This window comes from Pseudomonas sp. R3-52-08 (assembly GCF_003851745.1).
Taxonomy (GTDB): domain Bacteria; phylum Pseudomonadota; class Gammaproteobacteria; order Pseudomonadales; family Pseudomonadaceae; genus Aquipseudomonas.
Genome location: NZ_CP027730.1, coordinates 1723318 through 1745416, shown reverse-complemented (window position 1 = coordinate 1745416; position 22099 = coordinate 1723318). Strand labels below are relative to the sequence as shown.

Below are 22099 nucleotides of genomic sequence, written 5' to 3'. Positions count from 1 at the left end.
AAGCCGCCACAGTGATAGCGCTTATGCCTGGACCAGACCGTTGATCTTGACGGTCGGGTTCACGTCCGCGTCGTAGTCCACGCCGTCGACTTCAAAACCGAACAAACGCAGGAACTCAGCCTTGTAACCGGCGAAATCGCTGATTTCGTTAACGTTGTCGTCAGTCACCTGGTTCCACAGCGCGGCCACGGCGTCCTGGACCTTCGGCTCCAGCTCGGCCAGGTCGGCGCGCAGGCGGCCGTCAGCATCGAGCTTGGGCTCTTTGCCGTACAGGCTGTCTTTGAACAGGCCGTAGACCTGCTCGATGCAGCCTTCATGGGTGCCCTGCTCTTTCATCACCTTGAACAGCAGCGACAGGTACAGCGGCATGATCGGAATCGCCGAGCTGGCCTGGGTAACCACGGCCTTGAGTACCGACACGCGGGCGTCGCCCTTGAGCGCAGCGAGGTTGTCGCGCAGGGTCAGGACTTTCTTGTCCAGGTCTTTCTTGGCTTCGCCGATGGAACCGTTCCAGTAGATGTCCTGGGTCAGCTTCTCACCGAGGTAGGTGAACGCGGTGGTCTTGGCGCCTTCAGCCAGTACATCGGCGTCACGCAGGGCGTCGATCCACAGCTGCCAGTCCTCACCGCCCATCACTTTGACGGTGCCGTCGATTTCTTCCTGGGTGGCAGGCTCCAGGGTGGTGTCGACCACGACGCCCTTGTCGGTGTTGATACCGCGCAGGGTCACGGCCTTGCCGATCGGCTTGAGGGTGGAAGTGTGCACCACGCCTTGCGGGTCGGTACGGCGTGGCGCGGCCAGGCTGTAGACCACCAGGTCGATCTTGCCCAGGTCCTTCTTGATGGTGTCGATGGTCAGGCGCTTGATCTCATCGGAAAACGCGTCGCCGTTGATGCTCTTGGCGTACAGGCCTTTTTCCACGGCAAACTTCTCGAACGCCGCGCTGTTGTACCAGCCAGCGGAGCTCAGCTTGCCTTCTTCGCCTTCTTTTTCAAAAAACACGCCCAGGGTGTCGGCACCGCAGCCAAACGCGGCACTGATGCGCGCGGCCAGGCCGTAACCAGTGGAAGCGCCGAGGACCAGCACCTTCTTTGGACCGCCTTCGATGGCGCCGTGCTGAATCACGTAGTCGATCTGCTCTTTGACGTTCGCTTCACAGCCAACAGGGTGAGCGGTCACACAGATAAAGCCACGAACCCGCGGTTTGATGATCATAAAATTCTGCCTCTTCCAAGGTGCCGAAGGCCAATGGTGGCCATTCAACTTCAATCGTACCGGTCTATGACGTCTGAAAAACCGAAGCGTCACGATAGTCGCAAATCTTCCGTTCTCAAAATTCAATCCACCCAAACCCGCTTGCCTCTGGGGCCAGTTACAAATTGTGCAGCGACTTCACAATTTTCGAACTATTTAAAACGCCTGCGCGCGCCATAAAGCTCTATCATGACGAAATTGTTTCATTATGTTTCAGGCCTGGAGCCGCGTTTCATGAGCAAAAATGCCGTGGGTAAAAAGCTGATATCCCTCGCCTGGGTGCTCGGCGTTTTACTGTTTATCGCCTGTTTTCCGCGCACCAGCCTGGCGTTTTTGCTGCTGGTGGTGGTTTGCGGTCTGTATGACTTCCTGCGTAATGGCCTGTATGACCGCGCTACCTTCAAGAAATATTTCATCGGCAACGGCCGCAACACCTGGATCCTGGCGCCGTTCAACACCCTGTTCGACCTGCTGAGCCGCCGCAACCGTCATGTCTACACCCTGGACGACCTGCCGCTCGCCTGGCGCGAAGATCTGCAACAGGTCATCGACGACGCCATGGCCCGCAAGGAAGAAATCATCAGCTACCTGGACGCACGCATGGCCGAGAAGAAACGCGGCATGTTGTTTTTCCAGTGGTACGGTCGTCCGATCGAAACCGCCCTGGACATCCCGCAACTGCGCAGGAAACTGCCATTCGTGAAGACCATCGGCGTGTCGGTGTTCAACGAGAATCGCTCGACGTCCTTCCATTTCGGCCCGTTGCGCATGATGTTCCGCGTGCTCTACAACATGGCGCCGGCGCCGCATCACGAGGGCGTGTATATCCAGGTGGGCAAGCACAAGCACTATTGGCACGACGACCCGCTGTTCATCTTCGATGACACGCTGATGCATGCATCCTTTAACAAGAACGATGCGAAACGTTACTGCCTGTTCATCGATATTGTGCGACCGACCCCGGTGCCCTCCGTGTTGAACGCCGTGATCTCGGGGTTTGCCGGCCTGGTGTTCACCCTGCGTCGGGTTTTCTACAAAAACTGGAAGCTGATCCAGTAAGTTCTGCGGCATGATGGTGCTGGACGGTATTTGCACTCGGCCTTGTGCGTGAGGTAAATAACCGTCTCGTGCGACCGTATACGGCGCGCCTCATTCTCAAGCCATTGCGCCTTTACGGATGCGATGGCTGTGCTTTCAAGGAATCAGAATGCCCCAACGTCAAGTGATCAATGCCTCCGTCAGCCCCAAGGGCAGCCTCGAAACCCTGTCCCAACGTGAAGTCCAGCAACTAAGTGAAGCCGGCAGCGGCAGCATCTACGCCCTGTTCCGCCAATGCGCCCTGGCGATCCTCAACACCGGCGCGCATATCGATAACGCCAAGACCATCCTCGACGCCTACAAAGACTTCGAAGTGCGTATCCACCAGCAGGACCGCGGCGTGCGCCTGGAGCTGCTCAACGCCCCGGCCGATGCCTTCGTCGATGGCGAAATGATCGCCAGCACCCGCGAAATGCTGTTCAGCGCCTTGCGTGACATCGTCTACACCGAGAACGAGCTGGACAGCCAGCGCATCGACCTGAGCAACTCCCAAGGCATCACCGACTACGTGTTTCATCTGCTGCGCAACGCCCGTACGCTGCGCGCGGGTGTCGAACCCAAGATCGTCGTGTGCTGGGGCGGCCACTCCATCAACACCGAAGAATACAAATACACCAAGAAGGTCGGCCACGAACTGGGCTTGCGCAGCCTCGACGTGTGCACCGGCTGCGGCCCCGGCGTGATGAAAGGTCCGATGAAAGGCGCGACTATTTCCCACGCCAAACAGCGCATCACCGGCGGCCGCTACCTGGGCCTGACCGAGCCAGGCATCATCGCCGCCGAAGCGCCCAACCCGATCGTCAACGAGCTGGTCATCCTGCCGGACATCGAGAAACGCCTCGAAGCCTTCGTGCGCGTCGGTCACGGCATCATCATCTTCCCCGGCGGCGCCGGTACGGCCGAGGAATTTCTCTACCTGCTGGGCATCCTGATGCACCCGGACAACCGCGACCTGCCGTTCCCGGTCGTGCTGACCGGGCCCAAACATGCGGCGCCTTACTTGGAACAACTGCATGCGTTCGTCGGCGCGACCCTCGGCGAAGCGGCGCAGAAGCATTACCAGATCATCATCGACGACCCGGCCGAAGTCGCGCGCCAGATGACCGCAGGGCTCAAGGCGGTCAAACAGTTCCGTCGCGAGCGCAACGACGCATTCCACTTCAACTGGCTGTTGAAGATCGACGAAGGCTTCCAGCGCCCCTTCGACCCGACCCACGAAAACATGGCCAGCCTGCAACTGACCCATGCGCTGCCGCCCCATGAACTGGCGGCCAACCTGCGTCGCGCGTTCTCGGGGATTGTGGCGGGTAATGTGAAGGACAAAGGCATTCGTTTGATCGAAGAAAAGGGCCCGTACGAAATCCACGGCGACCCGGCGATCATGAAACCACTGGATGAATTGCTAAAGGCCTTCGTCGCCCAGCACCGGATGAAATTGCCGGGCGGAGCAGCGTATGTGCCGTGTTACCGCGTGGTGCAGTGAGCCAGCGGCGAGCCGTCATAGTTTGTATCGGTTTGGCGCGTGATCACAGGTGTGGGGATCGAGAGTTCGGACTAGGGTTTTAGTACCGACTCATCCACTTCTGCGAGCACCCTGTGGACCAACGGATATTGTCCTCGATCACTCCTTACCCTAGGGTAAGGAGCATCACGATGGAGGTCTTCACTATGGCAACCGCCACACTTACTTCAAAAGGGCAAATCACCATCCCTGTCCAGGTCAGGACGGCCCTCGGCCTGGAAACAGGCGACCGGGTGGAATTCGTCGAAATGGAAGACGGCAAGTTTTCCATGATCGCCGCGAGTAAAACCGTCACCGACCTCAAGGGGCTGATTCGCAAGCCTGCCACTGCCGTGTCCATCGAGGACATGAACCGGGCCATCGCGGCACAGGGAGCAAATGCGCGATGATCGGCCTGGATACCAACGTGCTGGTGCGCTATGTCACCCAGGATGAGCCCGTTCAATCCGCCAAGGCGTCGCGACTGATCGAATCATTGAGCGCCGCGTCACCGGGCTTTGTCAGCCTGGTGACCCTTGTGGAATTGGTATGGGTGCTGCAGGCCTGCTACCAATCGGCAAAAAGCGATGTGGTGATGGTGCTGGAAACCCTTTTGCATACGCGCGAGCTCACTGTCGAGCACGCCGATGTCGTCTGGCAGGCACTGCGCAAGTTCGTTGCGAACAAAGCAGACTTCGCCGACTGCCTGATCGAACGCTGCGCCCACGCGGCCGGCTGCGAGTACACCGCCACCTTCGACCTGAATGCGGTCAAGGCAGCGGGCATGAAACGGATCGGCTAGGCCATCTTTTGGAGAGAGGCCGCTCGGTCAGCGAACCCAACCACCGCCCTGCCAATGATAACCATCGTTGCGCTGCACCCAATGCGGATGCACATAGCGATAGCCCACGCGTACCGGCTCCCAATGGCCGTGCACCGCTACATAGCGCCCACCTTCCCAGCGCCAGTAACCGCGTGACCAGATATAACCTTCGCGCACCGCCGGCTCGACTTCAATCACCTGCACCGGCGGCGGTTGCGGTGCCACGACTTCCACATACTCACGTTGTACCGGCCGGCGTTCATGCACGACGCGCTCTTGCACACACCCGGATGCCGCGACGACTACCGCCGCCATTGCCGCATAACGTAGCAACATACAAAACCCTCGGGCGTTAACGCCCTGTACCTGCATCAGAAAGAAATCCCCTGTGTTCCAGCCGGGCTCCTGCTTGGGCTTGAGTTATTTTTTAACAGGAGATGTCTGTCAGATTGCTGAACCCTCAAGGCCTCAGGTCGTGCAGGCGACGGTCGGTCGCTTCAGGCGCAACAACAGTAACCCGGCAATCACTACGGCAATGCCGGCATAGGTCGAAACATGGATTTCGTCGCCGAACATCAGCGCCGCCCATACCAGGGTGACCGGAGGCTCCAGATAGACCAACGCCGCAACCCGAGTAGCCGTCATCACGCGCAGCAGCCGCCAGAGGCTCAAGTAGGCGGCAAAGGTGGAAAACACCGTCAGCCATACAATCGAAACCAGTACGCCGGCGTCATGGGGAATGCTCAAGGTATCGGTATATAGCACCGCGCCGGTGAAGCCGATCAACGTCAGCAGCGACTGGATAAACAGCGGCATAAGCAAGCCGGCCTGCGTGCTCTGCTGCGAACGGCGCTCGTACAAGGTCGCCAGCGTCAGCCCCAGCGCCGCCACCAGTGGCAGCCCATACATGGCCAGGCCAACCTCTTCGCCACCATTGCTGTACTGCCCGGCGATCACGATCGCTACGCCGGCAAAGCTGACCATGAGCCCCACCCATTGCCAGCCGCCGCTGCGCTCAGTTGCACTGCCTGTCGACAATGCGGCGGTCATCAACGGCTGCAACGCCGCGATGATCGCCGCAATGCCCGGCGGCAAGCCGTTCTGGATCGCCACATAGAGGCAGCTCAGGTACAGAAACTGCGACAGGCAGCCGATGATGGCGTAATGGCGAATCTGCGCCCAGGTCACCTTCAGCAACCTGACGTTCAAGAACGCTCCCAGGCACAGCGATACCAACAAAAATCGCCAGAACAGCAGGTTGAACGCACCGCTGTCTTGGGTGCCCAGCTTCGCGCCGATATAGCCCGAACTCCATGACAGAACAAACGCCCCTTGCAAGAGCAGCAATCCCAGGGTTGATCGCTTCATGCAGCCTCCAGCCTGTGTAGTTGACTTCAAGGCTAAGGAAGGAGGACTCTTCTGTATATTTGAATAATTAGCACCACCAATTCGTATTAGTAGAATCATGGCCAAACAACTGAATATCGATCTATTGCGCACCTTTCACGCCGTAGCACGCTTTGGCCGCTTCAACGAGGCGGCCGAACATGTGCACCGCAGCGCGTCTACTGTGACGACGCAGATTCAGAAGCTGGAAGACCAAGTCGGCCAACGCTTGTTCAGCCGCAGTAACCAGGGCGTGGATCTGACGCTGTACGGCAGGAAACTGTTGGGCGAAACCACCGAATTCCTCAAAAGCCATGACCGCCTGCTGATCTCGCTGATGCCCCAGCGCATGCAGGGCAAGATCCGCCTGGGCGTGCCCGACACCTACGCACCTGCCTTTATGCACACATTCTTGCCGGGGCTGATCGCCGACAACCCGCTGCTGGAACTGGAAATCGAGGCGCGGACCAGTGGCGAACTGTTGAATCTGTTCACGGCAAACCAGTTGGACCTGGTCATCACCGTCAGTGCACACCCACTGGCACAGGGTGAGCGCCTGGGGCCTGTGCAACCGCTGTGGGTCGCCGCCGAGCAGTTCAGTTACCCACCCAACGCGCCGCTGCCGATCACCGTGCCTATCGCCGGTTGCCCGTACCGCGCGGCGGCGTTACAGGCGCTGAAAGATCACGGGATTTACCATCGCGTATTGCTGGAAAGCCCTAACTCATCAGCGGTAGAAGCTTGCGTGCGCAGCGGCGTAGCCGTGGGCCTGATGGAGGAGAGCCGCATGGGCGAAGGGCTGAGGCAAATCACGCAACTGCCGGCCCTCCCCGCACAGCATCTGTATCTGCTGTGCGACACCGCTAACGCGCTGGCCCTGCATCTGTACGAGCAAGTCAGGCACTTCAGGGTCTGAACGCCGCGCACAAAAAAGCCCGCTGACCGTCACCGGTTCAGCGGGCTTTTGCTTACGCGTAGCTTACAGCGCCAAATCAGACGCCGGCTTGCTTGGCTCAGCCGCAGGCTTGGCAGCCTCGGTGGCCTGTGGAGCCGCCAGTTGCGGAATCGCTGGCGGTGGGGTCAGTTGCAACACACCGGCGGTGTAGGCCCATTCCTTGGCAACCGCTTCAGGGCTGTCGTTCAGTTTGGTGCCGTAGCTTGGCACGATCTGGTGCAGCTTTTCCTGCCAGGCCGGGCTGGCAACCTTGTCCTTGAACACCTTTTGCAGCACGGTCAGCATGATCGGAGCCGCGGTGGACGCGCCTGGCGATGCACCCAACAGGCCGGCGATGGAGTTGTCGGCGGAGCTGACCACTTCGGTGCCGAGTTTCAGGACGCCGCCCTGCTCTTCGTCACGCTTGATGATCTGCACACGCTGGCCGGCTTGCCACAGGCGCCAGTCGGACTGCTTGGCGTTCGGGAAGTACTCTTGCAGTGCCTTGAAGCGGTCGTCATCCGACAGCATCAGTTGGCCGGCGAGGTACTCGACCAGCGGGTATTCACGAATACCGACTTTGGTCATTGGCCAGATGTTGTGGGTGGTGGTGCTGGTCAGCAGGTCCAGGTACGAGCCTTCTTTCAGGAACTTGGTGGAGAAGGTCGCGAATGGGCCAAACAGGATCACGCGCTTGCCATCCAGCACGCGGGTGTCCAGGTGCGGAACCGACATTGGCGGCGAACCGACCGACGCTTTGCCGTAGGCCTTGGCCAGGTGCTGCTCGGCGATGGTCGGATTATCGGTCACCAGGAACGAACCACCTACCGGGAAGCCGGCGTATTCCTTGGCTTCCGGAATACCGGATTTCTGCAGCAGGTGCAGGGCACCGCCGCCGGCGCCGATGAACACGAACTTGGCGTCGGTTTCAGTCTTGGTGCCGTCCTTGAGGTTTTTGTAGCTCACACGCCACGAGCCGTCGTCATTACGGGTGATGTCCTGCACTTCGCTCGACAGTTTCAGGTCGAACTTAGGAGTGGTCTGCAGGTGGGCAACGAACTGGCGGGTGATCTCGCCGAAGTTCACGTCGGTGCCGATCGGGGTCCAGGTGGCCGCGATTTTCTGGTTCGGGTCACGCCCTTCCATCATCAGCGGAACCCACTTGGCGATCTGGGCCGGGTCTTCGGAGTACTGCATGCCGGCGAACAGCGGGCTCGCCTTCAGCGCTTCGTAGCGTTTTTTCAGGAACTTGATGTTGTCATCGCCCCACACAAAACTCATGTGCGGTGTGGAGTTGATGAACGAACGCGGGTTCTTCAACACGCCCTGCTGAACCTGCCAGGACCAGAACTGACGGGAAATCTGGAACGCTTCGTTGATCTCGACCGCTTTGGGGATCTCAACGTTGCCATTCTTGTCTTCCGGGGTGTAGTTCAGCTCAGCCAAGGCCGAGTGACCGGTACCGGCGTTGTTCCAGCCGTTGGAGCTTTCTTCGGCCACGCCATCGAGGCGCTCGACCATTTCCATCGACCAGCCCGGTTCCAGCTCGTTGAGCCAGACACCAAGAGTTGCACTCATGATGCCGCCGCCGATCAGCAGCACATCGACTTTCTTTGCCTCTTCCGCGTGAACGGACGTGATCCCCATCGACAAAGCCAGCCCCAGCAGGGCAGTGTTTACTTTCTTAAACATCAGTAGCACCTATGATAAAACGCCATCCGCCCTACCGCCCCTGATCATGGGTGACCCTCGATCACGCTACGCCAGGCAACGTACCGCGGGGCCTACACATTCACTTGAGGACTGCAGGGTGGGCACACAAGGCCGATGGATCGACCTCACTGTTATGTCCCTTCTGCGCTGACTTCTTATCATTATTGGCTTCAGCTACCTGGGCGACAGCCAACCGCTGGGACGTATACGGGTGTACGCACCAAGGAAAGACTAGACCAAGACGGCGCGCAGAATATCACGCCAAACCGCGTTTATGCGCCGTTTGGCCAATTGACACCTTTAAATCGCGGGTTTTATCGCGCAGGTGTCAAGGCTGCCAGCCGCGACCTGGGGTCACAGGCCCGGAACTCTCATGCGCCTGGCTGTTCTAGACACCCTCACCGTCCCATGCGTAGCATCGGCGATTGTCTTTCGTACACCTCATCCAAACAGAGCAATTCATGTCTACCCACCCAACACTCGGGCACGTCCTGCCCGCGCGCAGTGCCGCCAAAATGGAAGCGGCCATGGCCGTGGGCGCTTTCGCAATCGGCACCGGCGAATTCGCCATCATGGGCCTGATGCCCGACATCGCCCAGAACCTGGGCTTGAGCGAGCCGCAGGTCGGCCACGCCATCAGCGCCTACGCCCTGGGCGTGATGGTCGGCGCCCCGCTGCTGGCGATCCTCGGCGCCAAACTGCTGCGCAAACACATGCTGTTATTGCTGATGGGCCTCTATGCCCTGGGCAACCTCGCCACCGCCTTCACCCCCACCTTCGGCTCGCTGGTAGCCTTCCGCTTTATCAGCGGCCTGCCCCACGGCGCCTACTTCGGCATCGCCGCCGTGGTTGCCTCCAGCATGGTGCCCAGCGACAAACGCGCTGGCGCCGTGGCCCGAGTGATGATGGGCCTGACCCTGGCCATGCTGCTCGGCAACCCCATCGCCACCTTCCTCGGCCAACACCTGGGCTGGCGCTCGGCGTTCGCCCTGGTCAGCGTGATCGCCCTGTGCACCATCGCTCTGGTCTGGCAATTTGTGCCGCACCGCCACGATGAAGAACGCAGTGACCCGCGCAAGGAACTGCGCGCCTTCACCAAACCGCAAGTGTGGATGGCGCTGTCCATCGGGGCGATCGGGTTTGCCGGGATGTTCTGCGTGTTCAGCTACCTGGCGCCGACCATGCTGGAAGTGACCAAGGTTTCACCGCAATGGATCCCCTTCGGCCTCGCCGCGTTTGGCGTAGGCGGCATCATCGGCAACATCGCTGGCGGTAAGCTGTTTGATCGCATGCAATTTCGCGCGGTGGGCTGGATTCTGGTGTGGTCGATGGCCGTACTGATCTTCTTCACCTTCGCCGCCAGTTCGCTGTGGAGCGTACTGCTGGGCATCGGCCTCGTCGGCACTATGATCGCCCTGGCGGCGCCGTTGCAAATCCGCCTGATGGACATCGCCCACGAAGCCCCGAGTTTGGCGGCAGCGTCCAACCACGCCGCGTTCAACCTGGCGAACGCGCTGGGGCCGTGGTTTGGCGGGATGGCAATCACGGCAGGGTTTGGCTGGACCAGCACCGGCTACATCGGCGCGGTGACGGCCCTGATCGGATTGGGCCTCTACCTGATTGCGCGCCGTATGAAGGGCGGCAACTAACGCCACACGTTTCGCGCCGATCATAGATCCAATGTGGGAGGGGGCTTGCCCCCGATAGCAATAGGCCAGTCAATACACCAATAACTGCCCCACCACCCCATCAATCATCATGCAACAACCCCGCCCCATACTCCCCATAACTGCTACCCAGCCCACTGCCGCCAAAATTCATCTCGGCGGCTTTGCTGGGGCTATGGTCGCCAAATGCCTGGCATCCGCCTGAGAAGCACGGGTCGCTGCTCACGGCGGGTGAAGATGAACAAGCGCTCAACAGCAACGTGCCGGTGATCATCACGACTTTGACGAGGTTCGAAATCATGGTTTCAGTTCCCTGTGGGCTGGAGGCGCTGGTGTCCTCTCTTGCGGGGAATCGTAGACCTCAACGACGCAGGGAATTATGAAACTTCGCTGTGGGACAGCATGAGTTCAGGTTGCCGCCTTGGGGTAAGGCGGCAGGGTTGGTTGTCAGGCTTTAACTGGTTTGGTTACAGGCGCAACTTGTTCTTGGGCTCGGTCTACGAGGAGCGCACTCAACTCGATTAACTGCTGAATGCCCAGGGCGATGGCTCGTTGGGAGTCGTCGAGGTCGAACGCCAGGGTGGCGGCCATTTCGTTGGCGGATGCTAGGTTTTCGGCGGCGTTGGCGAGGAGGGTTTCGGGGTCGATGGTGGGGTTGACGAGGAAGATATTGTCGATTGGACGCTCGGCGGGTGCAACGTCGTCGGATGGGGGCAAGTGATGATGGATTGCTCGCTGGGCTGCGGCTTGCAGCTTGGGATCAGAGGATGCAGAGTTTGAAGCATAAGGCGGATTAGGTGTGACCTTGTACATGGCGAAGCTCCTTAACTATTCAGGAACTACCAGTCTCACTTCCACATGAGAGGTGGCAGCTGTACGCAGGTGTGGAAGACCAGGGCTAAGGACCCGGCGCACCGAAGTGCCCCGCGCACAGCCGCCGAAACACATGATACAGGCGTAAAAAAACGCCGGTAGAGGTTTGTGGCGATTGCGTCTTAGCTCGGTCGGACTTCCACATCCGGCCGCTGGATTGGCAGCGGCTTGAGGAGGTTAGCTAGGGGTGGGCTGAGGGGCAAGCTGAGAAAGGTGTGGGAAATGTCCCAAGCGCTATCGTGGCCCGACCTCGCTATTTGGCCGCGCCTCTTTTACTTGACGATATCCATGGCAAAAAACCACACCGCAACGTAGTTGTTCGAAATCTACCATTACGATACATTCCGACACGCCCCCACGAAACTCTCAAGCTAAGATAGGAAATCACAATGAGTAAGGCAGAAGAACTGGCAGACGCTTTGAGAAAAAAGCTAGAAAGTGAAGCCGAAGGTAAAGCCCTTTTAGACAAAGCTATCGCACAATGGCCTGCGGAGGTTTATCGCGTTTATGATCAAATCGAAACGTGGCTTGCACCATTAGTTTCAGCTGGTCTTACAACAGAGCGCAAATCAATCTCCATACGCGAAAACCCCTCATCAGAAAATAGATACACCTACTCAATTGACAAGTTATCTATTACCGCCAACCGACAAACCCTAACAATTGAACCAGTTGCGCGATTCATTATGGGCGGAACAGGACGGATAGATGTAAAATGCAAAAAAATTAACTGCTATTTAATTAAAACAAGTTCCAAGCCCAACACTGACGACTATGAGTGGCTTATTGAAAAAATCCCTCCCAATGGGAGACCACGCCAGAACACCTCTGAATTTAACGAGGAGAACTTTCTAAGCATTGTGGAGCAGGAGCTAGGCCTGTGAGTAGGCTAATACTCATAACCATTTAAAAAATCGAGGATATCGTGGTCAGACCACTATATTTAATGTACTAGCCACCTTCAAACCCTCAACACACTCCACACAAAGCAATGTTAAGCCCGAAGGGTTCGCGGAAAACGGGATCGGAAAACGCGGCGGATTTATTTAAGATTTAAGCTAGAGCAGCACGAGTTAAATAAATTTGTCCCGTTTACCGCCGCTGCTTACCATCTTAGTCGCTTGCAGAAATCGGAGTGAACAGAGCTATTTAGACTGCCTATGCACACTCAAAAAAAATAGGTCGAACTCGCTAGAAAACTCATGGCCTCACGATTACCACGGCTAAACATGGCTATTCGCTATCTAACCCTGAGTTTTCTACAATCAAAGCCTGCACGGAGGCACACCTTGAACTTTCTTTACATCGTAGGACTAACCGAACTTCAAATTAAATCAAAGATTCAAAAGCCGATAAAGATTTCTGCCGAAACCTTTATAACCAACAACTCAGAACTCATAAAAACCTTGATCCCAAAACACCACATACCGGTAATGGGTATGTTTGAATACAGCTTCCTCACTGACGGTCGACCAGTACTCTTTAAGACTGGCAACGCCATGATAGCCGAAGCGTCCCACTTAGAGCTGATAAACTTTCTTAGGGATGCTCATGCGTTATTAATTTCTCTATGGATGAACCGCGACTCTAGTGCGAACTGCGACACTGGCTTTGCGATAGGCGTCGACAACGATCAGCTTCACACTAACAACTTGACCTTTCATTACAGCCTCGCAAACGGTAAAAGTAAAACGACAATCATCACGCAAGACGAACTAGAAAAAATATGTAGTGACTCGGAGAAATTCTTCAGAGGATTGAAAGAACAAGAGAACGATTCTCAAACAGTATTAATAAAAACCACAGGACGGATTAACATTTCTAGCTACCACCTTCAAATGGCACGAGCTGCTGGCGACCTTGCAATGAAAGTTGCATCATATTGCTCCTTTTTTGAATCCCTTTTTAGCACTACCAGCACTGAACTCTCGCATCAACTTTCGGAGCGCGTCGCGTTTTCGCTTTCAGACGACCCTTACGAAAGACTAGAAACTTTTACAAAAATAAAAAAAGCTTACAACATTCGTTCCAAATCCGTACACGGAGACGTAATTCAAGCAAAAGACCTAAAAGGACTTATAGAAACCGCCGAGTACTGCGATTTAATTGCGCGTAAAATATACTCAAAAATAATAACCTGCCCTGTAACGCACAAACTATTCAGTGAACCAAACGAAAAAATAGAAGACCACATGAGGAGTTTATTATTTGGGATTACAAAAGCTTTCTGACAGTCATTAAAAAATAGACCAAAAAAGGGGCGGATTTAATTATACCATCGCTGAGAAAAAGCTAAACACAAAACAGCAAAAAGCCGCCTCATCAGCGGCTTATTACCTTAGGCCTTCAGTTCATCTGGCGTGTGCGTCTTAAGCCAATCAGCCAAAGCGGCGTTCATTCGCGTTTGCCAGCCAGTCCCAGCGCAGATATCGGGGTCAGACCACGATATCTGATGCAATGGTGACCTGCAGATCCTCGGCATATTCCACACGTAGTGAATACCACGGAACACTCCTCCCACCACACCCAAGATGCATCCCTGTTAAACTGCGCACCATTCGCCTCGTTGACTCAGATCCCCCATGTCCCTACAAACCGCCCCACTCTCCCGCCGCTTCTCCGTCGCCCCCATGATGGACTGGACCGACCGCCACTGCCGGTACTTCCTACGCCTGCTCTCCAAGCACACCCTGCTCTACACCGAGATGGTCACCACTGGCGCTATCCTCCACGGCGATCACGAGCGCTTCCTGCGTCACAACGAAGCGGAGCACCCGTTGGCGTTGCAATTAGGCGGTAGTGTCCCCGCCGATCTGGCCGTCTGCGCGCGTATGGCCGAGGCGGCCGGTTACGATGAGGTGAACCTGAACGTCGGCTGCCCCAGCGATCGTGTGCAGAACAACATGATCGGCGCGATCCTCATGGCCCACCCTGCCCTGGTTGCGGACTGTGTGAAGGCGATGCGCGATGCGGTGTCGATTCCGGTGACGGTGAAGCACCGTATTGGCATCAATGGCCGGGACAGTTATGCCGAGCTGTGTGATTTTGTCGGCACGGTGAAGGACGCGGGTTGCACCAGTTTTACCGTGCATGCGCGGATTGCGATTCTGGAGGGGTTGTCGCCGAAGGAGAATCGCGATATTCCGCCATTGCGCTATGACGTGGCGGCGCAGTTGAAGCAAAATTTCCCAGAGCTTGAGATTATTCTCAATGGCGGGATCAAGACGTTGGAGCAGTGCCAGGAGCATTTGCAGACGTTTGATGGGGTAATGCTGGGGCGGGAGGCTTATCACAATCCGTATCTGTTGGCGCAGGTGGATCAGCGGTTGTTTGGCAGTGAGGCGCCGGTGATTGGCCGGGCGGAGGCGTTGGCGCAGTTGCGGCCTTATATTGCTGAGCATTTGGCCAGTGGTGGGACGATGCATCACATTACTCGGCATGTGTTGGGGTTGGGCACTGGTTTTCCGGGGGCGCGCAGGTTCAGGCAGTTGTTGTCGGTGGATATTCATAAGGCGGCGGACCCGCTGGCGTTGCTGGATCAGGCTGGGGAATTGTTGGAAGGGCGGTGACTGGGTAGCTGATGGGCTTTTGTAGGAGCGAGCTTGCTCGCGAGAAATCCATAGCCGCCGCGCTTATTCAGAACGCACGCGTTATCGTTGACGTTTTTCGCGAGCAAGCTCGCTCCTACATTATTTGGGGCAGGCCCAGTGGCTATGAAGGCGCTATCGGGCAGTTGGGTTGAACCTGGCGGCGGTTTTGCCCTCCTATTGAGCAGTACGACCGCCATTCATACGGCTGTTTTCAGGTTGTTGCCCTCGCAAACGACCTAACGCATTTGCGCCCTTGAGCGCCTGCCAGCGCTCGGGTAATGTCATCAGACCCACAGGACAGAGCACGCCCATGACTTCCAAGCTGGAACAACTCAAGCAATTCACCACCGTCGTAGCCGATACCGGCGATTTTTCTACCCTCGCCAAGCTCAAGCCGCAAGACGCGACCACTAACCCTTCTCTGCTGCTCAAGGCTTCGTCCATCGCAGGCTATGCCAAGCTGCTGGATGAATGTGTGCAGGACTGCAACGGCGACGTGGGCCTGGCCAGTGACCGTTTCGCAGTGGCGGTTGGCCAGGAGATTCTTAAAGTCGTACCGGGCCGTATTTCCACTGAGGTGGACGCCCGTTTGTCGTTTGACGAAGACGCGATCCTCAAGCGTGCGCACCGTCTGATCGATCTGTACGACAAAGCCGGTGTTAGCCGTGACCGTGTGCTGATCAAGATCGCGTCCACCTGGGAAGGTATCCGCGCAGCGGAAAAACTGGAAAAAGAAGGCATCCAGACCAACCTGACGCTGCTGTTCTCCTTCGCCCAGGCCGTGGCGTGCGCTGAAGCAGGTGTGTTCCTGATTTCGCCGTTCGTGGGCCGTATCTACGATTGGTACAAGAAGGCCAACGGCAACGACTACACCGGTTCCGATGACCCGGGCGTGCAGTCGGTGACGCGCATCTACAACTACTACAAGGCCAATGGCTACAAGACCGTGGTGATGGGTGCGAGCTTCCGTAACCTGAGCCAGATCGAAGAATTGGCCGGGTGTGATCGCCTGACCATCAGCCCGGATTTGCTGGAGAAGCTGGCGGCCGATGAAGGCAAGCTGGAGCGCAAGTTGGCGCCAGGCCACGCCGGTGAAGCGCGGGTGCATATGACTGAAGCGCAGTTCCGTTGGGAATCCAACGAAGATGCCATGGCGACTGAGAAGCTGGCGGAGGGGATTCGCCAGTTTGCTCGGGATCAGGAGAAGCTGGAGGCGTTGTTGTCGGCCAAGCTGTAAAAGCGTAGGCGGCAAAAAGGGCGGCACCTGGGAGGGTGCCGCCCTTTTTTTTGTGCTGCCAATTTCAAGCCAGGCACAGATCCATTGTGGGAGGGGGCTTGCTCCCGATGGCAGTGTGTCAGTCAGCTTATTCATGACTGACACACCGCTATCGGGGGCAAGCCCCCTCCCACATTTGACCGCATTTCAATTGAGGATCAGTGGCGTTCCAGGGCGTTCACGAGGTCGTGGAAGGCTTCGCGGTTGGACTCGTTCAAGCCCATCAGGATCTTGTGCGCTTCCAGCACCTTCACCCGTACGACTTCCTCGGACTGATCCTGTGAAGGCAGGTCGGTCAGGCATTCCGGGCAGGGGATCGGGCGGTCAACGATGTTGAACACCTGGTCGAAGCCCATGGACTGCAGGAGCCGGGTGATGTCTTCGTGGGTGGTGACGACGGTCGGCAACAGGCCAACCTTCTGCCGAGACAGAATGGACAACTTGGCCAGCAGGCCCAGGGTGGTGCTATCGATGCTGCGGGTTTCGGTCAGATCGATCACGATCGCCGAGAAGTTCAGCGCTGTGAAGATCCGCTCAATCGTCGCATCCAGCGCCGAACACAGAGTCAGGCGCACTTCACCGACAAATTTCAGGACGAAGGTCCCGTCTTGCTCGGCGAATTGGATTCTTCCGGTACTCATCAAAGATTCCTGCTCAACACCAATAGGGCGATATCATCCGGCATCTCCCCTAGCGTGGCCAATCCAAAAACCTGCCGCAGACCATCCAGGCTGCCGCCCGCCGACTTGACCTTTTGGGGCAAGGCAGCTTCTTTCTCTTTGAGTGTAGGCTCTGGAAGAAGGTCCAGGATACCGTCGGACATCAGCGTCAGGCTGAAAGTCGGCGGCAGTTCCAGGATGTGGTCTTCGTAGGTGGCTTCATTGAACAAGCCCACCGGCAGGCCACGCCCTTCCAGGTAACGCACACTGTCAGGAGTGTATAGAACCGGCATCGGCAGGTGACCGCCAATGCTGTAGGTCAAAAGACCGGTTTCTTCATCGATCACGCCGCCGACCATCGTCACGTGCTTGCCCAGCTTACAGCTGATCAGGCCCCGGTTGATGTGGCCCAGCACCTCGGAGGGGGTGAACTCGGGCAAGGTGCCGTTGCGTTTGGATTCGAACAGCAACCGCGTCGTCATGAACTTCAACAACACGGTGACGAACGCTGAGGACGCACCGTGGCCGGACACGTCGGCCAGGTAGAACGCCACACGCCGCTCATCCACTCGGAAATAGTCGACGAAATCACCCGACAGGTACAACGACGGGATGATCTGGTGGGCAAACTTGAATTCGTCGATGGTCCACGGACTGACCGGCAGCATGTTCATCTGCACCTGGCGACCGGCGTTCTGGTCTTCCTGGAGCAGGTTCAGGCTGGCTTCGAGCTCGCGGTTGGCGGTCTCGAGTTTTTCGCGGTAGCGCTGGTTTTCCAGCAACAGCCGGGCACGGTCCAGGGCGCGGCGCACCGAGTGCTCCAGCACGGCCAGGTCTTCCAGGGGCTTGATCAGGTAATCGGCGGCGCCCAGGCGCAGGGCTTCAACGGCGTCATTCATGACCCCGGCACCGGACACGACAATCACCGGCGTCTGCGGAGCACGCTCGGTCACCTGGCGAATCAGCTCGAGGCCGCCCATTTGGGGCATGCGCAAGTCGCAGATCACGAGGTCGGGCTTGTCGCGCTCGAATACCTGGAGACCCTGTTGGCCGTTGCCGGCCTGCAGGACGCTGAAGCCACTGTCTTCCAAATAGGCCGCGAGGCTCGCGCGCACTACTTCGTCGTCATCGATTATCAGCAGCGTGGCACTGGTTTTTTGCATGTGGGCAAACGGCGCCAGAATTAGGTTGGCGTAGGCGGCGCGGCAATGGCCGTGCTCACGTACTGGATTCGCTTTCTAGCCTCTCTGTCCTACAAAGCATTGGGATTTCGCCCATGCACAACGGTAAAGCAGAGGTGCCCTTCTAAGGCGCAGACGGTACTCCCATCCGTGAGGGGTTTCAAGCTCATGCCGATGGTCGCCGGGCGTCTTTACACCGCAAATCACCCGGAGTTATAAGAACGCTCACCACCACAACGCAAAGTAAGGATGGACGCTGTGAGCGAACACGAGCGCGACTACGCCGAAAAACGTGACTTCATCCGCATGCGGGTAGATGCCGATGTGTCCTTGATCCACGCTGGCCAGGAGATCGAAGGGGTGTGCCTGGACCTGTCCAGCTCCGGCATGCAGGTGCAGGCACCTCGCCAGTTCAGTGTGGGCGACCTGCTCACCGTGCGCATCGATTCAGAGCACGCCGCACTCAAGGGCCTTGAGGCCGATACCGAGGTGGTGTGGACCAAGGCTGCCGGCGATGAGCAGCACCTGGGCCTCAGAATCCTGAAAATGCGCTGATATGCGCCCACAAAAAAGGCGACCGTTCAAAGGTCGCCTTTTTCATTTCAAAACGTCTCAGCTTAAAAGTCGTCGACGACCTTGCCGTCCTTGACCTTGAACTCACGGTTCTGCAGGTAGGCGTTTCGGATAAAAGTGTACTTGTCGCCGCTGATCAGCTTCTCGCTGTCGAGCAGGCTGGCACGGGTGTCGACCACGTTCAGGCCGAAGGTGCTGTTGCGCCAGCCGATATCGTTCATGTAGCGGTACGGTTGGGTGTAGCTGTCCACGTATTTGGACGGCGCATCGCGCAAGGTGCTTGGGCCCAGCAACGGGATCATCACGTAGGGACCGCTGCCGACGCCCCAGTAGCCGAGAGTCTGGCCAAAGTCTTCATCGCTGCGCTGCAGCCCCATTTTGGTGCCGACATCGATGAAGCCCAGTACGCCGAATGTGGTGTTGACCAACAGGCGAGCCGTGTCGACGCCAGCATTATGAGGTTTGAGCTGCAGGACGTTGTTGGCCAGGTTGCCGACATCGCCGATGTTGCGGAAGAAGTTGTGAACGCCGTCCTGCACGAATTGCGGGGTGACGAACTGATAGCCTTGGGCGATTGGCTTGAGGGCGTAGGTGTCAACGGTGTCGTTGAAGGTGAAGATCGGGCGGTTGACGCTTTCCCATGGATCGTCTTCGGTCGCTGCTTGGGCGGCGAACGGTGCCAACAGGACGGTGGCACACACCGATAGCTGAGCGAAGTACTGGCTCCAGCGCATAGCTTTTGCTCCTTGAATAGTCTGTCATGGGCGCTATGCCCTGAATAAGGCCGTCAGTATATGACGGAAGTGTCGATTTAGGCAGTCGCAAGGAAACGACTTTCATGATTTGGACAAAATTCCTACAAATACCCACCTGTGTCATCCACTTGTCATGCCACCCCGATAGCGTTGTAACTATTTCAGGGACGTTCAGATGCCGCATGCCGAGATAGCCGTCACCACTGCCCCCGCGTTGACTGCCGTGTTGTTTGGTTTGAGTGGCTGCCTGGTGGATTTCGGTTCCCAGGCGCGCAGCGACTCCCCTTCCCTCGATTCCCAGACCACACCCGGGGCCCTGAAAATTCTGCGCAGCCTGAAGGAACAAGGCGTGCCCTGCGCCTGGCTGGATGAATTGCCGCCCTCGATCACCACGCCACTGGCCGCCACCCTGCCCGCCTGGCTCAAGGCCGCCTCGCCCTCCGCCATCCGCTGGCCGGCGCCCCATGCCTGCTGGCAGGCCTTGATGGAGCTGAATATCACACGCCTGGACGGTTGCGTGCTGGTCAGCGGCGAGCCCCGCCTGCTGCAATCGGGCCTGAATGCCGGCTTGTGGACCATCGGCCTGGCCTCCTGCGGCTCCCTGTGCGGCGTCGCGCCGCAGCAGTGGCAGGAGCTGAGCGACAAGGAACGCGAGTACAAGCGCGGCAAGGCCACCGTGGCGCTCTATGGATTAGGCGTGCACTCAGTGATCGATCACCTCGGTGAACTCGGCACCTGCCTGGCCGACATCCGCCTGCGCCGGCTCAAAGGCGAGAAGCCCTGACAAGGATCATGCACGGTTGGCCGCAGTGGATTAATCTACAGGTCAGTTCGTAGACCTTTCCCGGCGTGCCGCGGTCTATGCCAGTGACTATCGATAAAAGGAAAGAATGTCATGCCTGATCGCGAGAAGTTACAACAGCAGGCCGATATCGTGCGCAAACAGCTGGAAGATCATCCAGAGTTGCCCGCTGAAAAACGTGAAGCCCTTGAAGAGCTGATTGCCAAATTCGACGTGCAGCTACAACTGGAGCCGGCCACCCAGACCCCCAGCATCGCTGACGATGTAAACCGCGCAGTGGAAGGTTTTGAACTGGACCATCCAGGCATTGCCGGGACACTGCGCAACATCGTGATAACGCTGGGCAACATCGGCATCTGACCTGCCAGCCAAGCACCGATCCAAAATGTGGGAGGGGGCTTGCTCCCGATAGCGGAGTGTCAGTCACAGCATCTGTGCCTGAACCCCTGCATCGGGAGCAAGCCCCCTCCCACATTTGCTTTGTGCGCAGGCTTACTGGCGCGCCAGGCGCACGTTCTGAAACGCCACATCCTCGGTGCTGCGATACGGGTTGATATCCAACCCACCCCGCCGCACATACCGCGCATACACGGTCAACTTCTCAGGCTTGAGCAAGCGCTGCAGGTCCAGGAAGATGCGTTCCACGCACTGTTCATGGAAGTCCGAGTGCTGGCGAAAGCTCACCAGGTATTCCAACAGACTGGCGTGATCCAGCGCCGCGCCACGGTACTCCACCACTACGCTGCCCCAATCGGGCTGGCTGGTGACTGGGCAGTTGGATTTGAGCAGGTGGCTGTGCACGCTCTCTTCCACTACCCGCGAATCGTCACAGCGCAACAATTCCGGACGCGGGTGCTCGTAGCTGCTGACGTTGATATCCAGATCATCGATGCACACACCCGGCAACGCCATCACACCCTCAGCCTCGATCTCGGCCAGGCTGCGAATGCGCACGCCCACCGGTTTGCCGGCGGCGGCACTGAGGTCGGCGCGCAAGGTGGCTTCCAGGCTCGGCGTATCGGCAAACGCAGTCTGGTTCAACGAGTTTAGGTACAGCTTGAAGGACTTGGACTCGATGATGTTCGGCGAGTCGGCCGGGATGCTGAACTCACCGATGGCCACCACCGGTTTACCGGACGGCAGCAACCAGGACAGTTCGAAGCAGTTCCAGAAATCCACGCCCTTGTAAGGCAGGGTCTCGGCGCTCAGGCCCAGCTCGGCCCACTTGGCGGCGCGAGGGATCGGGAACAGCAACGAAGGGGTGTAAGTGGAGATGTATTCACTGGACTTGCCCAGCGGCGAATGTTCGGCTGCGGGATGCATGGCGGAAAACCTGGCTAAATAAACCGCACAAGTCTACCAGCCTTTGCCCGCGCCCTTAAGGAACGCCTTACTCAACGGTCAGTTTGCCGACCATGCCCGCCTGGTAATGCCCGGGAAGATTGCAGGCGAACTCAAGGTCAGTGGCTTTGGAGAACTTCCAGGTCAGCTCGGCGGTTTTGCCGGGCTCGACCAGCACACTGTTCGGATCATCGTGCTTCATCGCGCCATGGTTCATTTTGCTGTGGTCCATTTCTCCCATACCGGTGGCCGTCAGCATGCCGCTGGCCTGCATCTGTAACATTTCCTTCTGGTGTTCGGCGTGCATGGCCGCGTCGCCGAGGTTGAACTCATGCAGCAACCGGCCTTTATTGACCAGCACAAAGCGCACCGTCTCACCGGCCTTGATGTCGAGGGACTTGGGCGAAAAAGAAATGTCCTGCAGGGTCACTTCAACCGTGCGTGTGGCCTTGTCCGCAGTGGCCGGTTGGCCGAAAGCATAGGTGTGGGCCCCATCGGCCAGGGCATCGAAACTCAGCGCCAACAGGCAGCCCGCCAGGAACACAGGTGTACGCAACGCCATCTTTGACTCTCCAAAAGGGGTGACTCGCTTGGCCAGCACTTTAAGATGGCCTCGCTGCCAGCCAACTGACTGCTAGATTACAACTTTGTCAGGTTGCCCCCTTACCGTTAA

General features: G+C 57.8%; 24 protein-coding genes. 13 read left to right on the top strand and 11 right to left on the bottom strand.

Features of this window, described 5'->3' with window-relative positions; translation table 11 throughout:
* Nucleotides 1-21: 21 nt before the first annotated feature.
* Nucleotides 22-1215, bottom strand: coding sequence for an enoyl-ACP reductase FabV (fabV, locus tag C4J91_RS08035; RefSeq protein WP_124361834.1), 1194 nt, complete (start codon nucleotides 1213-1215; stop codon nucleotides 22-24).
* 273 nt (nucleotides 1216-1488) lie between these two features.
* Here fabV and C4J91_RS08030 point away from each other — a divergent pair, with 273 nt between their 5' ends.
* The 4 genes from C4J91_RS08030 to C4J91_RS08015 all read left to right on the top strand — a co-directional run bounded on the left by C4J91_RS08030 (nucleotide 1489) and on the right by C4J91_RS08015 (nucleotide 4655).
* Nucleotides 1489-2313: an aspartyl/asparaginyl beta-hydroxylase domain-containing protein gene (locus tag C4J91_RS08030; protein WP_124361833.1), complete on the top strand. Its 825-nt coding sequence runs from the start codon at nucleotides 1489-1491 to the stop codon at nucleotides 2311-2313.
* Nucleotides 2314-2461: 148 nt separating this feature from the next.
* Nucleotides 2462-3835 carry a nucleotide 5'-monophosphate nucleosidase PpnN gene (ppnN, locus tag C4J91_RS08025; RefSeq protein ID WP_124361832.1) on the top strand — a complete coding sequence of 458 codons (1374 nt, stop codon included), beginning with the start codon at nucleotides 2462-2464 and terminating at the stop codon, nucleotides 3833-3835.
* Between the two features lie 170 nt (nucleotides 3836-4005).
* A complete protein-coding gene (locus C4J91_RS08020) occupies nucleotides 4006-4263 on the top strand; it encodes an AbrB/MazE/SpoVT family DNA-binding domain-containing protein (protein WP_124361831.1) in 258 nt (85 codons plus the stop codon).
* Nucleotides 4260-4655, top strand: a complete 396-nt coding sequence (locus C4J91_RS08015) for a PIN domain-containing protein (RefSeq protein WP_124361830.1) — start codon at nucleotides 4260-4262, stop codon at nucleotides 4653-4655. Before C4J91_RS08020 ends, C4J91_RS08015 begins: the two co-directional genes overlap by 4 nt.
* Nucleotides 4656-4682: 27 nt before the next feature.
* Here the strand turns inward: C4J91_RS08015 and C4J91_RS08010 are convergent, their stop codons facing one another.
* Together C4J91_RS08010 and C4J91_RS08005 are read right to left on the bottom strand one after the other, a co-directional pair.
* Nucleotides 4683-5012 carry a YXWGXW repeat-containing protein gene (locus tag C4J91_RS08010; protein WP_124361829.1) on the bottom strand — a complete coding sequence of 110 codons (330 nt, stop codon included), beginning with the start codon at nucleotides 5010-5012 and terminating at the stop codon, nucleotides 4683-4685.
* 132 nt (nucleotides 5013-5144) lie between these two features.
* Nucleotides 5145-6044 (bottom strand): DMT family transporter, encoded by a 900-nt coding sequence (locus tag C4J91_RS08005; protein WP_124361828.1) that lies wholly within the window; start codon nucleotides 6042-6044, stop codon nucleotides 5145-5147.
* 97 nt (nucleotides 6045-6141) lie between these two features.
* Between C4J91_RS08005 and C4J91_RS08000 the strand changes: the two genes are divergently transcribed.
* Nucleotides 6142-6978, top strand: coding sequence for a LysR family transcriptional regulator (locus C4J91_RS08000; RefSeq protein ID WP_124361827.1), 837 nt, complete (start codon nucleotides 6142-6144; stop codon nucleotides 6976-6978).
* A 63-nt stretch (nucleotides 6979-7041) separates the two neighbouring features.
* On the opposite strand, the gene mqo is transcribed toward C4J91_RS08000, so the two are convergent.
* Nucleotides 7042-8688, bottom strand: a complete 1647-nt coding sequence (mqo, locus tag C4J91_RS07995) for a malate dehydrogenase (quinone) (protein WP_124361826.1) — start codon at nucleotides 8686-8688, stop codon at nucleotides 7042-7044.
* Between the two features lie 482 nt (nucleotides 8689-9170).
* Here mqo and C4J91_RS07990 point away from each other — a divergent pair, with 482 nt between their 5' ends.
* Nucleotides 9171-10358, top strand: a complete 1188-nt coding sequence (locus C4J91_RS07990) for an MFS transporter (RefSeq protein ID WP_124361825.1) — start codon at nucleotides 9171-9173, stop codon at nucleotides 10356-10358.
* A 100-nt stretch (nucleotides 10359-10458) separates the two neighbouring features.
* Here the strand turns inward: C4J91_RS07990 and C4J91_RS07985 are convergent, their stop codons facing one another.
* Both C4J91_RS07985 and C4J91_RS07980 read right to left on the bottom strand, forming a co-directional pair.
* Nucleotides 10459-10677: a hypothetical protein gene (locus C4J91_RS07985; RefSeq protein WP_124361824.1), complete on the bottom strand. Its 219-nt coding sequence runs from the start codon at nucleotides 10675-10677 to the stop codon at nucleotides 10459-10461.
* 146 nt (nucleotides 10678-10823) lie between these two features.
* Complete coding sequence (locus tag C4J91_RS07980) at nucleotides 10824-11189, bottom strand: DUF6124 family protein (protein WP_124361823.1); 366 nt, start codon at nucleotides 11187-11189, stop codon at nucleotides 10824-10826.
* A 449-nt stretch (nucleotides 11190-11638) separates the two neighbouring features.
* Here C4J91_RS07980 and C4J91_RS07975 point away from each other — a divergent pair, with 449 nt between their 5' ends.
* The 4 genes from C4J91_RS07975 to tal all read left to right on the top strand — a co-directional run bounded on the left by C4J91_RS07975 (nucleotide 11639) and on the right by tal (nucleotide 16076).
* The gene (locus C4J91_RS07975) at nucleotides 11639-12133 is read left to right on the top strand and encodes a hypothetical protein (protein WP_124361822.1); all 495 of its coding nucleotides are present in this window, start codon (nucleotides 11639-11641) and stop codon (nucleotides 12131-12133) included.
* Nucleotides 12134-12538: 405 nt separating this feature from the next.
* Complete coding sequence (locus C4J91_RS07970; protein WP_124361821.1) at nucleotides 12539-13480, top strand: HEPN domain-containing protein; 942 nt, start codon at nucleotides 12539-12541, stop codon at nucleotides 13478-13480.
* A 351-nt stretch (nucleotides 13481-13831) separates the two neighbouring features.
* On the top strand, nucleotides 13832-14818 hold the full coding sequence (gene dusA, locus C4J91_RS07965) for a tRNA dihydrouridine(20/20a) synthase DusA (protein WP_124361820.1): 987 nt from the start codon (nucleotides 13832-13834) through the stop codon (nucleotides 14816-14818).
* A gap of 331 nt (nucleotides 14819-15149) precedes the next feature.
* Complete coding sequence (tal, locus tag C4J91_RS07960) at nucleotides 15150-16076, top strand: transaldolase (protein WP_124361819.1); 927 nt, start codon at nucleotides 15150-15152, stop codon at nucleotides 16074-16076.
* Between the two features lie 197 nt (nucleotides 16077-16273).
* Here tal and rssC read toward each other — a convergent pair whose 3' ends face one another.
* Nucleotides 16274-16756 carry an anti-sigma factor antagonist RssC gene (gene rssC / locus C4J91_RS07955; protein ID WP_003172602.1) on the bottom strand — a complete coding sequence of 161 codons (483 nt, stop codon included), beginning with the start codon at nucleotides 16754-16756 and terminating at the stop codon, nucleotides 16274-16276.
* On the bottom strand, nucleotides 16756-17937 hold the full coding sequence (gene rssB / locus C4J91_RS07950; protein WP_124361818.1) for a two-component system response regulator RssB: 1182 nt from the start codon (nucleotides 17935-17937) through the stop codon (nucleotides 16756-16758). Before rssB ends, rssC begins: the two co-directional genes overlap by 1 nt.
* A 276-nt stretch (nucleotides 17938-18213) precedes the next feature.
* Here rssB and C4J91_RS07940 point away from each other — a divergent pair, with 276 nt between their 5' ends.
* Entirely contained in the window at nucleotides 18214-18510 is a 297-nt protein-coding gene (locus C4J91_RS07940; RefSeq protein WP_124361816.1) for a PilZ domain-containing protein, read from the top strand.
* A 62-nt stretch (nucleotides 18511-18572) separates the two neighbouring features.
* Here C4J91_RS07940 and C4J91_RS07935 read toward each other — a convergent pair whose 3' ends face one another.
* The gene (locus tag C4J91_RS07935) at nucleotides 18573-19262 is read right to left on the bottom strand and encodes a VacJ family lipoprotein (protein WP_057722960.1); all 690 of its coding nucleotides are present in this window, start codon (nucleotides 19260-19262) and stop codon (nucleotides 18573-18575) included.
* A gap of 196 nt (nucleotides 19263-19458) precedes the next feature.
* Here C4J91_RS07935 and C4J91_RS07930 point away from each other — a divergent pair, with 196 nt between their 5' ends.
* Entirely contained in the window at nucleotides 19459-20067 is a 609-nt protein-coding gene (locus C4J91_RS07930) for an HAD family phosphatase (protein ID WP_124361815.1), read from the top strand.
* 111 nt (nucleotides 20068-20178) lie between these two features.
* Complete coding sequence (locus tag C4J91_RS07925) at nucleotides 20179-20445, top strand: DUF4404 family protein (RefSeq protein ID WP_124361814.1); 267 nt, start codon at nucleotides 20179-20181, stop codon at nucleotides 20443-20445.
* Nucleotides 20446-20577: 132 nt separating this feature from the next.
* Here the strand turns inward: C4J91_RS07925 and queF are convergent, their stop codons facing one another.
* Complete coding sequence (queF, locus tag C4J91_RS07920; protein WP_124361813.1) at nucleotides 20578-21408, bottom strand: NADPH-dependent 7-cyano-7-deazaguanine reductase QueF; 831 nt, start codon at nucleotides 21406-21408, stop codon at nucleotides 20578-20580.
* A gap of 67 nt (nucleotides 21409-21475) precedes the next feature.
* Nucleotides 21476-21988: a plastocyanin/azurin family copper-binding protein gene (locus C4J91_RS07915; protein WP_124361812.1), complete on the bottom strand. Its 513-nt coding sequence runs from the start codon at nucleotides 21986-21988 to the stop codon at nucleotides 21476-21478.
* Nucleotides 21989-22099: the final 111 nt, after the last annotated feature.

Excerpts from the sequence above, each read along its gene's own strand:
- fabV (WP_124361834.1), bottom strand. The coding sequence starts at position 1,215 with ATGATCATCAAACCGCGGGTTCGTGGCTTTATCTGTGTGACCGCTCAC.
- C4J91_RS08030 (WP_124361833.1), top strand. The coding sequence starts at position 1,489 with ATGAGCAAAAATGCCGTGGGTAAAAAGCTGATATCCCTCGCCTGGGTG.
- ppnN (WP_124361832.1), top strand. The coding sequence starts at position 2,462 with ATGCCCCAACGTCAAGTGATCAATGCCTCCGTCAGCCCCAAGGGCAGC.
- C4J91_RS08020 (WP_124361831.1), top strand. The coding sequence starts at position 4,006 with ATGGAGGTCTTCACTATGGCAACCGCCACACTTACTTCAAAAGGGCAA.
- C4J91_RS08015 (WP_124361830.1), top strand. The coding sequence starts at position 4,260 with ATGATCGGCCTGGATACCAACGTGCTGGTGCGCTATGTCACCCAGGAT.
- C4J91_RS08010 (WP_124361829.1), bottom strand. The coding sequence starts at position 5,012 with ATGTTGCTACGTTATGCGGCAATGGCGGCGGTAGTCGTCGCGGCATCC.
- C4J91_RS08005 (WP_124361828.1), bottom strand. The coding sequence starts at position 6,044 with ATGAAGCGATCAACCCTGGGATTGCTGCTCTTGCAAGGGGCGTTTGTT.
- C4J91_RS08000 (WP_124361827.1), top strand. The coding sequence starts at position 6,142 with ATGGCCAAACAACTGAATATCGATCTATTGCGCACCTTTCACGCCGTA.
- mqo (WP_124361826.1), bottom strand. The coding sequence starts at position 8,688 with ATGTTTAAGAAAGTAAACACTGCCCTGCTGGGGCTGGCTTTGTCGATG.
- C4J91_RS07990 (WP_124361825.1), top strand. The coding sequence starts at position 9,171 with ATGTCTACCCACCCAACACTCGGGCACGTCCTGCCCGCGCGCAGTGCC.
- C4J91_RS07985 (WP_124361824.1), bottom strand. The coding sequence starts at position 10,677 with ATGATTTCGAACCTCGTCAAAGTCGTGATGATCACCGGCACGTTGCTG.
- C4J91_RS07980 (WP_124361823.1), bottom strand. The coding sequence starts at position 11,189 with ATGTACAAGGTCACACCTAATCCGCCTTATGCTTCAAACTCTGCATCC.
- C4J91_RS07975 (WP_124361822.1), top strand. The coding sequence starts at position 11,639 with ATGAGTAAGGCAGAAGAACTGGCAGACGCTTTGAGAAAAAAGCTAGAA.
- dusA (WP_124361820.1), top strand. The coding sequence starts at position 13,832 with ATGTCCCTACAAACCGCCCCACTCTCCCGCCGCTTCTCCGTCGCCCCC.
- tal (WP_124361819.1), top strand. The coding sequence starts at position 15,150 with ATGACTTCCAAGCTGGAACAACTCAAGCAATTCACCACCGTCGTAGCC.
- rssC (WP_003172602.1), bottom strand. The coding sequence starts at position 16,756 with ATGAGTACCGGAAGAATCCAATTCGCCGAGCAAGACGGGACCTTCGTC.
- rssB (WP_124361818.1), bottom strand. The coding sequence starts at position 17,937 with ATGCAAAAAACCAGTGCCACGCTGCTGATAATCGATGACGACGAAGTA.
- C4J91_RS07935 (WP_057722960.1), bottom strand. The coding sequence starts at position 19,262 with ATGCGCTGGAGCCAGTACTTCGCTCAGCTATCGGTGTGTGCCACCGTC.
- C4J91_RS07930 (WP_124361815.1), top strand. The coding sequence starts at position 19,459 with ATGCCGCATGCCGAGATAGCCGTCACCACTGCCCCCGCGTTGACTGCC.
- C4J91_RS07925 (WP_124361814.1), top strand. The coding sequence starts at position 20,179 with ATGCCTGATCGCGAGAAGTTACAACAGCAGGCCGATATCGTGCGCAAA.
- queF (WP_124361813.1), bottom strand. The coding sequence starts at position 21,408 with ATGCATCCCGCAGCCGAACATTCGCCGCTGGGCAAGTCCAGTGAATAC.
- C4J91_RS07915 (WP_124361812.1), bottom strand. The coding sequence starts at position 21,988 with ATGGCGTTGCGTACACCTGTGTTCCTGGCGGGCTGCCTGTTGGCGCTG.